Genomic DNA, 12,592 nt, shown 5'->3' with positions numbered 1-12,592 from the left:
CTTGCTGCTGCAAGGCCTTGGTGTTTATTAGTCGCGAGAATGCAGCTCATGGATGTTTTGCTCAAGGCGAGCAATAAGGCTGATGAGCATTTCCAGCTCCGCGGGTGAAACGCCTGACAGGATTTCACCGCGCGTCCTGGTGATCACGGCTTCCATTTCCGTGATGATAGGCGCCGCTTTCTCGGTGAGTTTAATCCGCTTGGCGCGACGATCGCTGGCGCAGGTTTGCCGCGAGATCAACCCCTTCTCTTCCAGCTGGTCAAGCGTACGCACCAGCGACGGTTGCTCAATCCCTATCGCTTTTGCCAGCTGAATTTGCGACTGATCGGGCGGCAGCTGATGGATGTTGTGCAGCGTGACCCAATGCGTCTGTGTGAGTTCCAGAGGTTTCAGGCGATGGTCAATCAGAGCACGCCAGACGCGTACCAACCTTGCCAGATCAGAACCTAATGGCGATTCCAATTTCATCTCCTTATAATTAGCTTGCTAAGTTATTATACTGATTTTAGAATAGTGTGCAGCATTTGTATTGCCAAAACAAATGCAATACTTCAATCATCGAACTTAAAAGTATGACTTACACTGAATTGTGATGCTTCATCATACTAAGACAAGCCAACGCGGCATTCTGTTCACTGCAAAGGATTTCTGCCCGTGACGTTTTTTCATCGCTCAGAGGGGTTGCCCCTTCAGGACCTGATCTTCGGTGCGTCAGTCTATTTTCCTCCGCTGTTTAAGGCCGTTCTGGTGGGTTTTCTGCTCTGGCTCATCGCGCATCGTCTGCTTCGCGACTGGATGTACTCCGGTGAAATCTGGCATCCCATGTTGATGGATCTTTCCCTGTTTGCCCATTCCGTGTGCCTGGGCCTTGCCGTTTTGACTGTGTGGTGAATATGTCCCTGAAAACGCTAAAGTACTTTTCCACCCTGTTTGTCCTTGCCCTCGCGCTGGTTGCGGGGTGGTGGATGTGGAATTTTTATATGCAGTCGCCCTGGACGCGTGACGGCAAAGTTCGCGCTGAACAGGTCAGCATTACTCCTCAGGTTTCGGGAAGTATCACAACGCTTTTAGTTAAGGATAACCAGTTTGTAAAAAAGGGGGACGTTTTATTCCGTATCGACGATACCCCGTACCATATTGCGATTCTGAACGCCCAGGCACAGCTGGCAAAAGCCCAGTCGGATCTGGCAAAGGCCAACAACGAGGCCAATCGCCGCCGCCATCTGTCGCAAAACTACATTTCAGCGGAAGATTTAGATACCGCCAATATCAACGTTAAGGCGATGCAGGCTAACGTCAACGTGGCGGAGGCGACGCTGAAGCAGGCGCAGTGGCAGCTGACCCAAACTGTGATTACAGCACCTGTCGATGGATGGGTGACCAACCTCTCCGCCCGCGTGGGGAATTATGCCACCACGGGACAACCGATATTCGCCCTCGTCGACAGTCACTCCTTCTACGTCGTGGGCTATTTCGAAGAGACCAAGCTTCGGCATATTCGCGAGGGCTCGCCAGCCGCTATAACGCTTTACAGCGGCTCTCAGAGGTTACAGGGTCATGTATCCAGCGTTGGCCGAGCCATTTACGATCAAAGCCTTGAAACGGATTCAGGTCTTGTGCCGGACATTAAGCCAAACGTACCGTGGGTACGTCTGGCCCAGCGCGTTCCGGTTCGCGTGGAGTTTGACCGTTTACCGCAGGACATTACGCTGGTGTCCGGCACCACCTGCACAGTCTCCATCGGAACCCGTTAATGAAGCTGCAGGGGATCGCCTGGCAAAACACGCCGTGGATGAAAGCGACGCGTCCACAGTGGCGCTACGCCCTACGTAACGGCATTGCCATGTGTCTGGCGCTGACCGTCGCCTATTACCTGAACCTGGATGAGCCCTACTGGGCGATGACGTCTGCGGCGGTGGTTAGTTTCCCAACGGTGGGCGGGGTGATCAGTAAAAGCCTTGGCCGTATCGCAGGCAGCCTGCTGGGCGCCACCGCAGCGTTAATTATCGCCGGGCATACGCTGAACGATCCGTGGCTGTTCCTGCTCAGTATGGCGGCATGGCTGGGGGGCTGTACCTGGGCCTGCGCCCATTTTACTAATAACGTCGCCTACGCTTTTCAGCTGGCGGGCTATACCGCCGCCATTATCGCCTTTCCGGTAGTTAACGTGCTCGACACCACCGAGCTGTGGAATATCGCCCAGGCGCGCGTCTGTGAAGTGATTGTCGGGATCCTCAGCGGCGGCTTCATGATGATGATCCTCCCCAGCACATCCGACGGCACAGCGCTTATCACTGCGCTAAAAACCATGCACACCCGGCTACTGGAACACGCGAGCCTGCTGTGGCAACCGGATAACAGCGACGATATCCGCCTCGCGCATGAAAAGGTTATCGGACAGATTCTGACGATGAATCTGTTGCGTATTCAGGCGTTCTGGAGTCACTACCGCTTTCGCCGCCAGAACACCCTGCTTAACTATTTGCTGCATCAGCAGTTGCGTATGACCAGCGCCATCTCCAGCCTGCGCAGGATGCTGCTCAACTGGCCGACGCCGCCTGAAAATACCCGTGCCGTCATCGAAACGCTGCTCGCGGCATTTTCGCGCCCGGATGCGGACATCTACACCGTTGCGAAGATCATCGCCCCGCTCGCCCCTGTTGATGAGTACGACTACCGCCATCGCGCCTTCTGGCAGCGCCTGAATTACTTCTGCCGTCTGTACCTGCGCAGCAGCCGCTGGATTATGGCCGTCGAGAATGCGACCCCATTGACGGAGTTCAACGTCCCCGGAAGCCCGGCACTTGCACGCCATACCGACTATCTTGAAGCGTTGTGGAGCGGTTTTCGCACCTTCTGCGCGCTGATGCTGGTGGGAGCATGGAGCATTACCACGCAGTGGGAGTCCGGTACGGCGGCCCTGACGCTTGCCGCCATCAGCTGCGTACTTTACTCCGTCGCGGCCTCGCCGTTCAACTCACTTACTCTCCTGTTGCGCACGCTGGTGCTGCTATCGCTCTTCAGCTTCGTGGTGAAATTTGGCCTGATGGTGCAGATAAGCGATCTTTGGCAGTTCCTGCTGTTCCTGTTTCCCCTGTTGACCACCATGCAGCTTCTGAAGCTGCAGATGCCAAAGCTGGCGGGCCTTTGGGGACAGCTGATTGTCTTTATGGGCTCGTTTATCTCCGTAACGAATCCGCCGGTTTATGATTACGCAGACTTTCTCAATGACAACCTGGCGAAGATCCTTGGCGTGGGGCTGGCGTGGCTGGCTTTCGCGGTGTTACGTCCCGGCTCCGATGCACGCAAGAGCCGCAGGCATATCCGGGAGTTACGCAGAGGGTTTGTCGACCAGCTCAGCCGTAAACCACACATGAGTGAAAACGAATATGAATCGCTGGTTTATCATCACGTCAGCCAGTTGAACAGCAGCCAGGACGCACTTTCCCGGCGCTGGCTACTGCGCTGGGGCGTAGTGCTGTTGAACTGCTCGCACGTGGTCTGGCAGCTTCGCGGGTGGGAAACACGTTCCGACCCGCTGTCGCAGGTTCGCGATATTTGCATATCCCTGCTGCGCGATGTGATGAACGAGAGCGGTGTCCAGCAGCGACCGCTGGAAACCATGCTGAATGAACTGCAGCGGATCTGCGATACGCTTGCACAGCATCATCTGCCCGCAGCCCGTGATTTAGCCTCGATAATCTGGCGCCTGCACTGCTCGCTATCGCAGCTGGAACAGGCACCGCCACCGGGAACGATTGGGGATCAGATCACGCCGCACGCATAGCGTGCCCCTCCGCCGCCAAGCGGTTTAGGCTGATCGGACATATTGTCGCCACCGACATGGATCATCAGCGCTCTGCCTTTCACCTCATCCAGCTTTTTCAGACGCGGCGCGACGACGGGTTCGGTAGCTTTACCGTCGTTATTGACCACAAGCACGGGCAGATCGCCTAAATGCCCCATTCCATCCGGGCCTTCATGCTTACCGGAATGCTGGGGATCGAGGTGCCCCCCTGCCGCTTCCGCCGCCGACGGTTTACCTTCTTTTAAAGCGGGCTGACAGCTGCCTTTGGCATGAACATGGAAACCATGCTCACCGGGCGGGAGTGCTTTGAGGCTGGGAGCAAACTCCAGTCCTTTATCGGTTTCCGTGATTTTCACCGTTCCGATGGACTGACCCACACCTTGTGGGGTGACGAGATTCATTTCCACTTCGTCGCTGGCTGCCTGCGCCCCTGCGCAAACAACCAGCGTGACCAGTGCCAGAGCAAAACGCTTCATATGACCTCCGCGGGTTATTTTTTGCCCCTTAAGTGTATACCAGAGGCAAAGATTTCACCGGAAAGTCACCTTCTGGCGGTTTATGGCACGTCGTAACCCAGAGCGGCTTTGCGGATGCGGAACCACTGCTGGCGGGTTATCTGCAGCTCTTCAGCGGCCAGTGCAGAACGCACGCGTTCTATTTTGCCGGAACCGATAATTGGCAGCGGTTTTGACGGCAGGCGCAGGATCCACGCGTAAACCACCTGTTCGATGCTTTCCGCGTTCAGTTCGCGGGCGATCGACTCAAGCTCGTTGCGCAGCGGCTGGAATTCATCATCATTAAACAGGCGTCCGCCCCCCAGGCAGGACCAGGCCATCGGGCGAATGCGCAGCTGTTGTAGCTGATCGAGGGTACCATCCAGCAGCAGCGGCTGGTGAACCGGGGAGATCTCAACCTGGTTAGTGGCCAGGGTAAACGGCAGACGAGACTGAAGAAGCGCAAACTGTGCCGGGGTAAAGTTAGAAACGCCGAAATGACGCACTTTCCCACTCTGATGCAGGTTCAGGAAAGCTTCCGCCACCTCGTCAGCATCCATCAGCGGGTCGGGGCGGTGGATTAAGAGCAGGTCGATACGATCGGTCGCCAGATTAACCAGCGATTGCTCGGCGCTCTTGATGATATGCGCGCTGTCGGTGATGTAATGACCGAGGGCGTGTTCCGGCTTTGCCGTGGTGGCAATCCCACACTTCGTGACAATTTCCATGCGATCGCGCAGTGCCGGAACCAGCTTAAGCGCCTCGCCGAACGCGGCCTCGCACTGGTAGCCACCGTAAATATCAGCATGATCGACCGTGGTGATGCCTAAATCGAGGTGCTCTTCAATAAAGCTCGCCAACTGGAGCGGAGACATATTCCAGTCCATCAGGCGCCAGTAGCCCATGACAAAACGGGAGAATTCTGGCCCCTGGGGGGCAAGGGTAATTCGCTGAACCATAACATTTTCCTCAAGGACGTAATGTCATGAGTATACGCAATTACCGTGTTAAAAAAGTGAAGGTTGCTGGGGTTCTTCGGTCTCACCCGCTTTGTTTGCGCGTATTTTGCGCAGAAGGCGCTGTCGACAGAGGCGTAGTACCTCCTGCTTTTGCGTGTCGCTAAAGTTTTGCCAGTTGAAACGCTCGTCACGGGTACGCATGCATCCACGGCAATATCCGCGTTCATCAACCTGACAAATACCCCGGCACGGGCTCTGGATAGGGAAAAACTCCAGCTGCTCTGCCACTCTCACCTCCAGATAGCCACTCTCACCTACAGTGAAGACGCTAAACGCGCCACGTGCAAGGCCTGTATCACAGATTTGTGGCATTAAGGTTTCACTAATCTTCCCTCTCTATACTCGGCCCATCATGACAATAACAGGTTTACCGATCGATGTGGTCAATCAAAAAGTTACACTGTAACGACATTAAATTTACTCTGGGTTGTGCTCTCTTCTTTACGCTAATCAACGGGCTGTTTATCCAGCGCAGCTGGGCCATTATCGGCCCAGTCCATCTGCACGACTTCCTCTTTGCCGCCTCCGTACCGCTGGTGCTGTTTTGCGGTTGGGTGATTGTTTTTAGCCTGCTTAATATCCCGTATATCCGTAAACCGCTGCTGATTGTTTTAACCATCGGTTGCGCCGCTGCGACGTATTTTATGTACACCTACGGTGCGGTGATCGATCAGAATATGATTGTGAACGTCTTCGAAACCAACTCTCAGGAAGCGACCGCCCTGGTGACCCCGCAGATGATTCTGTGGATTGTTATCGCAGGCCTCGTTCCCTCGGTGGTGCTGGCTCTTACCCGCATTCGTACCGGGAAATGGTGGTATGCCCTGCTGACGCGGGTTGCCGCGATGCTCGGCGCTCTGCTGGTGATTATTCTGGTTGCCGCGCTGTTTTATAAAGATTACGCGTCGCTATTCCGCAATAACAAAAGCATCGTCAAAATGGTCACTCCGGCGAACTATGTCAGCGCCGTGGTGAAGTACAGCAAGATGCGCTGGTTTGCCGGCGATCAGACGCTGGTGCGGATTGGTGAAGATGCCCATAAAGGGCCACTGATTTCCGGTCAACACAAGAAAACCGTTCTGGTGCTTGTCGTCGGCGAAGCGTCTCGCGCGGCAAACTACTCCCTGAACGGTTACGATCGTGAAACCAACCCGGAGCTAAAAAAGCAGGATGTGATTAACTTCCCGCAGGCCTCCTCATGCGGCACTGAAACCGCGGTTTCCGTTCCGTGCATGTTCTCCGGCATGACGCGCAGCAAGTACGATGCCGACCTTGCACACCATCAGGAAGGTCTGCTCGATGTGCTGAAGCATGCGGGAATCAATCTGCTGTGGCGTGACAACGACGGCGGCTGTAAAGGTGCCTGCGATCGCATCCCCCATACCGATATGACGCAGTGGAATCTGGATCAGTTCTGCAAAGATAAATCCTGTATTGACGACGTGAACTTCTACCGGCTGGACAACGTGCTGGATGGCGTGAAGCAAGATACGGTGCTGGTTATCCACCTGATGGGGAGTCATGGACCGGCGTACTATCGCCGTTACCCGGACAATTTCCGGAAATTCACCCCAACCTGCGACACCAATGAAATTCAGGATTGCGACCATCAGGCGCTGGTAAACACCTATGACAACACTATCCTCTATACCGACAGCATGGTCAGCAAAACCATTGATGCGCTGAAAGCGCGACAGGCAAGCATGAACACCGCGCTGATTTACCTTTCGGATCACGGTGAATCACTGGGTGAAAGCGGTATTTATCTGCACGGCACGCCGTACATGCTGGCGCCGGAGCAGCAAACGCATATTCCGTTTATGTTCTGGCTGTCACCGGATTATGCAAAAAACTTTGGCATCAACGGACAGTGTTTGCGTGACCAGGCAGCAAAAAATGCGGTTTCCCAGGACAATTTGTTCTCAACCGTATTGGGTATGATGAATGTGAAATCAACGGTTTATCAACCGCAGCTGGATATACTGAGTGCATGTCGGCAGTAAACTCGCTTGCATTAGACCGAACGGTCTATTAGAGTGCGGCCATGAGCAGAAATACTGAACACGATACCCGCGAACATCTACTGGCAACCGGCGAGCAGCTTTGCATGCATCGCGGGTTTACCGGTATGGGGTTGAGCGAGTTATTAAAAACCGCTGAGGTACCGAAGGGGTCGTTTTATCACTACTTCCGTTCCAAAGAGGCCTTTGGCGTGGCGATGCTGGAGCGTCATTATGCTGGCTACCACCAGCGCTTGGCGACCCACTTTGCGTCGGGTGAGGGAAACTATCGGGATCGTGTTCTGAATTACTATCAGGAAACGCTGAACCAGTTCTGTCAGCAGGGCATTATCAGCGGATGCCTGACGGTCAAACTGTCTGCCGAAGTGTGCGATCTTTCCGAAGATATGCGCTCGGCGATGGATAAGGGTGCCCGCGGCGTAATCGCCCTGCTGGCCCAGGCGCTGGAAAAAGGCCGCGAAGAAAAAACGCTGGCCTTTTCCGGCGACCCCTTAATGCAGTCTCAGGTGCTCTACTCCCTCTGGTTAGGAGCCAACCTGCAGGCAAAAATTTCGCGCAGTGCCCTGCCGCTGGAAAGCGCGCTGGCACATGTGAAAAACAGTATTACTGCGCCAGGCGTATAACGGGCGCTTTTTATTTACCTTATTACTAGTCGACTGGTCTACTCAGGAGTCTTTATGTCAGCTGAAAAACTGTTTACCCCATTGAAAGTGGGTGCCGTCACGGCGCCAAACCGCGTGTTTATGGCTCCGCTGACCCGTCTGCGCAGCATTGAGCCGGGTGACATCCCCACCCCCCTGATGGGCGAATACTATCGTCAGCGCGCAAGCTCTGGCCTGATCATTACGGAAGCCACACAGATTTCTGCTCAGGCGAAGGGTTATGCGGGCGCGCCGGGCCTTCACAGCCCGGAACAGATCGCCGCATGGCAGAAAATTACCGCAGGCGTTCACGCTGAAGAGGGTCGCATTGCGGTCCAGCTGTGGCATACCGGTCGTATCTCTCACAGCAGCATTCAGCCTGGCGGCCAGGCTCCGGTCTCCGCTTCGGCCCTCAGTGCAAATACCCGCACTTCCCTGCGTGATGAAAACGGTAATGCGATCCGCGTGGATACCTCTATGCCACGTGCCCTGGAGCTGGATGAAATCCCGGGTATCGTTAACGACTTCCGCCAGGCAGTGGCCAACGCTCGTGAAGCCGGTTTTGACCTGATTGAGCTGCACTCCGCGCACGGCTACCTGCTGCACCAGTTCCTGTCACCGTCGTCTAACCATCGCACCGACCAGTACGGCGGCAGCGTCGAAAATCGCGCTCGCCTGGTACTGGAAGTGGTTGATGCCGTATGTCAGGAGTGGAACCCGGATCGTATCGGGATCCGCGTTTCCCCAATCGGTTCTTTCCAGAACGTAGACAACGGTCCGAACGAAGAAGCCGATGCACTGTACCTGATCGAAGAACTGGCTAAACGTGGCATCGCTTATCTGCACATGTCCGAGCCGGACTGGGCCGGCGGCAAGCCATACACTGAGGCTTTCCGTCAGAAAGTGCGCGAACGTTTCCACGGGGTGATCATCGGTGCAGGGGCGTATACGCCGGAGAAAGCCGAAGATCTGATTAATAAAGGGCTGATTGATGCCGTCGCGTTTGGCCGTGACTACATCGCCAACCCGGATCTGGTTGCTCGTCTGCAGAAAAAAGCAGCGCTCAACCCGCAGCGTCCGGAAAGCTTCTACGGCGGCGGCGCGGAAGGCTACACCGACTACCCTTCACTGTAATCTCGCCATTGTTAATTGATAGCGGCGACAGTTCGCCGCTATACTAAAACATCGTTCCTGATCAAAAAGCTTTTTTATTCCATTGGTTAATGAGGAAATTATGCGCCTACTTCACACCATGCTGCGCGTTGGCGACCTGCAACGTTCTATCGATTTCTACACTAACGTCCTGGGCATGAAGCTGCTGCGCACCAGCGAAAACCCGGAATATAAATACTCGCTGGCGTTCGTGGGTTACGGCCCGGAAACGGATGAAGCGGTGATCGAGCTGACCTACAACTGGGGCATTGACAGCTATGAGTTGGGCACGGCCTACGGCCATATCGCGCTGGAAGTGGATAACGCGGCCGATGCGTGCGAACGCATTCGCAAAAATGGCGGTAACGTCACGCGTGAAGCGGGCCCGGTAAAAGGCGGCACCACCATGATTGCGTTTGTGGAAGATCCGGACGGTTACAAAATCGAGCTGATTGAAGCCAAAGACGCCGGTCGCGGTCTGGGCAACTGATCCCTCAGGGCGCAACGTGCGCCCGTAGTTTTACTGCATCACCCCGCAAAATTTGCCATAATGCGCTCTGCTTTTTCCCCATGTAAGAGACCCTGATGTCCGATAACGCTCAATTTAGCGGTCTGTGCGACCGTTTTCGTGGTTTTTATCCCGTTGTCATTGATGTAGAAACAGCCGGATTTAACGCTAAAACCGATGCGCTGCTCGAAATTGCCGCCATCACGCTGAAGATGGATGAACAGGGCTGGCTTACACCGGACACCACGCTGCATTTCCACGTTGAACCTTTCGAAGGGGCAAACTTACAGCCGGAAGCGCTGGCGTTTAACGGTATCGATCCGCATAACCCGCTGCGCGGTGCCGTCAGTGAATATGATGCGCTGCACGCCATTTTTAAAATGGTGCGTAAAGGCATGAAAGAGAGCAACTGCAGCCGCGCCATTATGGTGGCCCATAACGCCACCTTCGATCACAGCTTTACCATGGCTGCCGCGGAGCGCGCGTCGCTCAAACGCAACCCCTTCCACCCTTTTGTCACCTTCGACACCGCCGCATTGAGCGGCCTGGCGCTGGGACAAACGGTGTTATCTAAAGCCTGCATTACGGCTGGCATTCCGTTCGACGGAACGCAGGCGCACTCCGCTCTATACGATACGGAGCGCACCGCAGAGCTGTTCTGTGAGATCGTCAACCGCTGGAAGCGTCTTGGCGGCTGGCCGCTGCCGATGGGTGACAGCGAAGAATAAAAAAAAGCGACCTTATCTGGTCGCTTTTTTATTTGCGCAGAAAATTACTCTGCGTCCGGCTCTTCCGTTTTATACTTCGCCGCCGTCTCTTTGATCAGCTGCTGCAGTTCGCCGCGCTGATACATTTCAATCAGGATATCGCAGCCGCCAACCAGTTCGCCGTCAACCCACAGCTGTGGGAAAGTCGGCCAGTTAGCGTACTTAGGCAGCTCAGCGCGGATGTCCGGATTCTGCAGGATATCAACGTAAGCAAAACGCTCACCACAGGCTGACAGCGCCTGAACCGCTTGTGCGGAGAAGCCGCAGCTTGGCAGCTTCGGAGAACCTTTCATATACAGCAGAATCGGGTTTTCAGCGATCTGGCGCTGGATTTTTTCAATAGTGGTGCTCATGTCTTGCTTCCTTTAACTTCTGTTACGGCATTCGTCTGACATTGTAGCGGTTCAGACTGGCATCGGAAAATAACATTTTTGTCACGTTTATACATTCTACCCCGAGTCACGAAAAGTTGCATTGCAAATGGTGTTTACCCCTGCGGCATTCATGGTTTTGCTTAAGGAGCGGGCAAATGTGCGACAGAACGATGAATTTTTTTGCACTTGCTAACGAAACACGATTGTAGATTGAAAAATGCTATTAACTTTCTGGCTTTTTATAGATTAGAATCGACGGGCTTTGTAAATCACACGCGGGTATTATTGATGACCTGCATTTATCAGGGGACTGCCCAGTGGCGCGGATAAATAAAATCTCGATCACGCTCTGTGCTTTACTGTTTACTTCACTCACTTTCACGCCAGTGGCAAACGCCTCTCAGCAGGCGCGGCATTCTGCTGTACAAAAAAACCATCTGGTGAAAGCCACAGAACGTAAGAAAAAAACCACCGCTAAGAACGACAAGAAAAAAACACCGGCTCAGACGAAACAGACCGCTTCCAGCAAAACAAAAACAAAACCTTCCCGCACTGCCCACTCTGCCAAAAGTAAAGCTTCGCAAACCGCCTCTAACCTCGTTACTGAAAAATGCATCACGCGTAAAGGCCATAAGGCGAAATGCACGAAGATCACGAAAATTGCTGAAGTGCATAAAGTGCGCGTACAGAAAGCGCAAAAAACCGCAATGAATAAGCTGATGGGGCAGATTGGCAAACCTTATCACTGGGGTGGGACTTCGCCGCGTACCGGTTTTGACTGCAGCGGCCTCGTCTATTACGCCTATAAAGATCTGGTCAAGTTCCGCATTCCTCGTACCGCCAATGAGATGTACCACCTCCGCGATGCCTCACCGGTTGACCGCGGTGAGCTGGAAAATGGCGATCTGGTGTTCTTCCGCACCCAGGGTCGCGGCACGGCTGACCACGTCGGCGTCTATGTCGGCAACGGGAAATTCATCCAGTCTCCACGTAGCGGTCAGGATATTCAGATCACCTCTCTCAGTGAAGACTACTGGGTACGCCACTACGTCGGCGCGCGTCGCGTGATGACGCCGAAAACCATTCGCTAACCCCTGCCCTGCCACACCCGTGGCAGGGTAAGTTCCTCTTTTGCATACCCTTTCAATTTGCTATCCTGTCCTTGTTGTCTGTGTGGTTATTGGCAACGCAAAATACAATAAGGAGAGAAGCAATGTCGTTCGAATTACCTGCACTACCGTATGCAAAAGACGCCCTGGCCCCGCACATTTCTGCGGAAACCCTGGAATATCACTACGGCAAACATCACCAGACTTACGTCACCAACCTGAACAACCTGATCAAGGGCACCGATTTTGAAGGCAAAACGCTGGAAGAGATCGTCCGCAGCTCTGAGGGTGGCGTATTCAACAACGCAGCTCAGGTGTGGAACCACACCTTCTACTGGCACTGCCTGGCGCCGAATGCCGGCGGTGAACCTGTCGGTGAACTGGCTACCGCTATCAACGCCGCATTTAGCAGCTTCGCGGACTTCAAGGCGAAATTCACCGATGCCGCCATCAAGAACTTCGGTTCAGGCTGGACGTGGCTGGTTAAAGAGGCGGATGGCAAACTGGCTATCGTATCCACTTCTAACGCGGGCACCCCGCTGACCACCAGCGCGAAGCCGCTGATGACCGTGGACGTATGGGAACACGCTTACTACATCGATTACCGTAACGCGCGCCCGAACTACCTGGAACACTTCTGGGCATTGGTTAACTGGGACTTTGTGGCGAAGAACTTCGCCGCGTAAAAGACACGCAGAA

General features: G+C 54.4%; 15 protein-coding genes. 10 read left to right on the top strand and 5 right to left on the bottom strand.

Going from position 1 to position 12,592, the window contains the following annotated elements:
• Positions 1–27: 27 nt before the first annotated feature.
• Positions 28–468, bottom strand: coding sequence for a transcriptional regulator SlyA (gene slyA, locus ACWYRJ_RS09580; protein WP_111965661.1), 441 nt, complete (start codon positions 466–468; stop codon positions 28–30).
• 186 nt (positions 469–654) lie between these two features.
• On the opposite strand from slyA, the gene ACWYRJ_RS09575 reads away from it, so the two are divergent.
• From ACWYRJ_RS09575 to ACWYRJ_RS09565, 3 genes are read left to right on the top strand one after another with little or no spacing between them, the layout of a single operon-like run.
• Positions 655–891 (top strand): DUF1656 domain-containing protein, encoded by a 237-nt coding sequence (locus tag ACWYRJ_RS09575; RefSeq protein WP_455507794.1) that lies wholly within the window; start codon positions 655–657, stop codon positions 889–891.
• Positions 892–893: 2 nt separating this feature from the next.
• Positions 894–1,754: an efflux RND transporter periplasmic adaptor subunit gene (locus tag ACWYRJ_RS09570; protein ID WP_455507793.1), complete on the top strand. Its 861-nt coding sequence runs from the start codon at positions 894–896 to the stop codon at positions 1,752–1,754.
• Positions 1,754–3,787 (top strand): FUSC family protein, encoded by a 2,034-nt coding sequence (locus ACWYRJ_RS09565; RefSeq protein ID WP_455507792.1) that lies wholly within the window; start codon positions 1,754–1,756, stop codon positions 3,785–3,787. Before ACWYRJ_RS09570 ends, ACWYRJ_RS09565 begins: the two co-directional genes overlap by 1 nt.
• Here ACWYRJ_RS09565 and sodC read toward each other — a convergent pair.
• From sodC to ACWYRJ_RS09550, 3 genes are all read right to left on the bottom strand, one after another.
• Positions 3,766–4,284 (bottom strand): superoxide dismutase [Cu-Zn] SodC, encoded by a 519-nt coding sequence (gene sodC, locus ACWYRJ_RS09560; protein ID WP_455507791.1) that lies wholly within the window; start codon positions 4,282–4,284, stop codon positions 3,766–3,768. The two genes, ACWYRJ_RS09565 and sodC, sit on opposite strands and share 22 nt — an antisense overlap.
• 80 nt (positions 4,285–4,364) lie before the next feature.
• Positions 4,365–5,261 (bottom strand): aldo/keto reductase, encoded by an 897-nt coding sequence (locus ACWYRJ_RS09555; protein ID WP_455507790.1) that lies wholly within the window; start codon positions 5,259–5,261, stop codon positions 4,365–4,367.
• 48 nt (positions 5,262–5,309) lie between these two features.
• Positions 5,310–5,549, bottom strand: a complete 240-nt coding sequence (locus ACWYRJ_RS09550; protein WP_008500587.1) for a DUF1289 domain-containing protein — start codon at positions 5,547–5,549, stop codon at positions 5,310–5,312.
• A 149-nt stretch (positions 5,550–5,698) separates the two neighbouring features.
• Here ACWYRJ_RS09550 and eptA point away from each other — a divergent pair, with 149 nt between their 5' ends.
• The 5 genes from eptA to rnt all read left to right on the top strand — a co-directional run bounded on the left by eptA (position 5,699) and on the right by rnt (position 10,371).
• Positions 5,699–7,324, top strand: coding sequence for a phosphoethanolamine transferase EptA (gene eptA / locus ACWYRJ_RS09545; RefSeq protein ID WP_455507789.1), 1,626 nt, complete (start codon positions 5,699–5,701; stop codon positions 7,322–7,324).
• Between the two features lie 41 nt (positions 7,325–7,365).
• Positions 7,366–7,965 carry a TetR/AcrR family transcriptional regulator gene (locus ACWYRJ_RS09540; protein WP_111965654.1) on the top strand — a complete coding sequence of 200 codons (600 nt, stop codon included), beginning with the start codon at positions 7,366–7,368 and terminating at the stop codon, positions 7,963–7,965.
• A 54-nt stretch (positions 7,966–8,019) separates the two neighbouring features.
• Complete coding sequence (gene nemA / locus ACWYRJ_RS09535) at positions 8,020–9,117, top strand: N-ethylmaleimide reductase (RefSeq protein ID WP_455507788.1); 1,098 nt, start codon at positions 8,020–8,022, stop codon at positions 9,115–9,117.
• Positions 9,118–9,217: 100 nt separating this feature from the next.
• Positions 9,218–9,625, top strand: a complete 408-nt coding sequence (gene gloA, locus ACWYRJ_RS09530) for a lactoylglutathione lyase (RefSeq protein WP_455507787.1) — start codon at positions 9,218–9,220, stop codon at positions 9,623–9,625.
• A gap of 95 nt (positions 9,626–9,720) precedes the next feature.
• Positions 9,721–10,371, top strand: a complete 651-nt coding sequence (gene rnt / locus ACWYRJ_RS09525) for a ribonuclease T (RefSeq protein WP_061098432.1) — start codon at positions 9,721–9,723, stop codon at positions 10,369–10,371.
• Positions 10,372–10,415: 44 nt separating this feature from the next.
• Here the strand turns inward: rnt and grxD are convergent, their stop codons facing one another.
• Positions 10,416–10,763 carry a monothiol glutaredoxin 4 gene (grxD, locus tag ACWYRJ_RS09520; RefSeq protein WP_003832760.1) on the bottom strand — a complete coding sequence of 116 codons (348 nt, stop codon included), beginning with the start codon at positions 10,761–10,763 and terminating at the stop codon, positions 10,416–10,418.
• A gap of 338 nt (positions 10,764–11,101) precedes the next feature.
• Between grxD and ACWYRJ_RS09515 the strand changes: the two genes are divergently transcribed.
• Entirely contained in the window at positions 11,102–11,875 is a 774-nt protein-coding gene (locus ACWYRJ_RS09515; protein ID WP_455507786.1) for a C40 family peptidase, read from the top strand.
• Positions 11,876–11,997: 122 nt separating this feature from the next.
• Complete coding sequence (sodB, locus tag ACWYRJ_RS09510; protein ID WP_455507785.1) at positions 11,998–12,579, top strand: superoxide dismutase [Fe]; 582 nt, start codon at positions 11,998–12,000, stop codon at positions 12,577–12,579.
• Positions 12,580–12,592 lie beyond the last annotated feature (13 nt).

Source organism: Enterobacter sp. (assembly GCF_977039595.1).
Note: the sequence above shows the minus strand (reverse complement) of the source record. Positions and strands in the feature narration are given on the sequence as shown.

Coding starts and splice junctions, on each gene's coding strand:
- sodC (WP_455507791.1), bottom strand. CDS start 4,284: ATGAAGCGTTTTGCTCTGGCACTGGTCACGCTGGTTGTTTGCGCAGGG.
- ACWYRJ_RS09540 (WP_111965654.1), top strand. CDS start 7,366: ATGAGCAGAAATACTGAACACGATACCCGCGAACATCTACTGGCAACC.
- ACWYRJ_RS09565 (WP_455507792.1), top strand. CDS start 1,754: ATGAAGCTGCAGGGGATCGCCTGGCAAAACACGCCGTGGATGAAAGCG.
- ACWYRJ_RS09555 (WP_455507790.1), bottom strand. CDS start 5,261: ATGGTTCAGCGAATTACCCTTGCCCCCCAGGGGCCAGAATTCTCCCGT.
- rnt (WP_061098432.1), top strand. CDS start 9,721: ATGTCCGATAACGCTCAATTTAGCGGTCTGTGCGACCGTTTTCGTGGT.
- ACWYRJ_RS09570 (WP_455507793.1), top strand. CDS start 894: ATGTCCCTGAAAACGCTAAAGTACTTTTCCACCCTGTTTGTCCTTGCC.
- nemA (WP_455507788.1), top strand. CDS start 8,020: ATGTCAGCTGAAAAACTGTTTACCCCATTGAAAGTGGGTGCCGTCACG.
- sodB (WP_455507785.1), top strand. CDS start 11,998: ATGTCGTTCGAATTACCTGCACTACCGTATGCAAAAGACGCCCTGGCC.
- grxD (WP_003832760.1), bottom strand. CDS start 10,763: ATGAGCACCACTATTGAAAAAATCCAGCGCCAGATCGCTGAAAACCCG.
- gloA (WP_455507787.1), top strand. CDS start 9,218: ATGCGCCTACTTCACACCATGCTGCGCGTTGGCGACCTGCAACGTTCT.
- eptA (WP_455507789.1), top strand. CDS start 5,699: ATGTGGTCAATCAAAAAGTTACACTGTAACGACATTAAATTTACTCTG.
- slyA (WP_111965661.1), bottom strand. CDS start 468: ATGAAATTGGAATCGCCATTAGGTTCTGATCTGGCAAGGTTGGTACGC.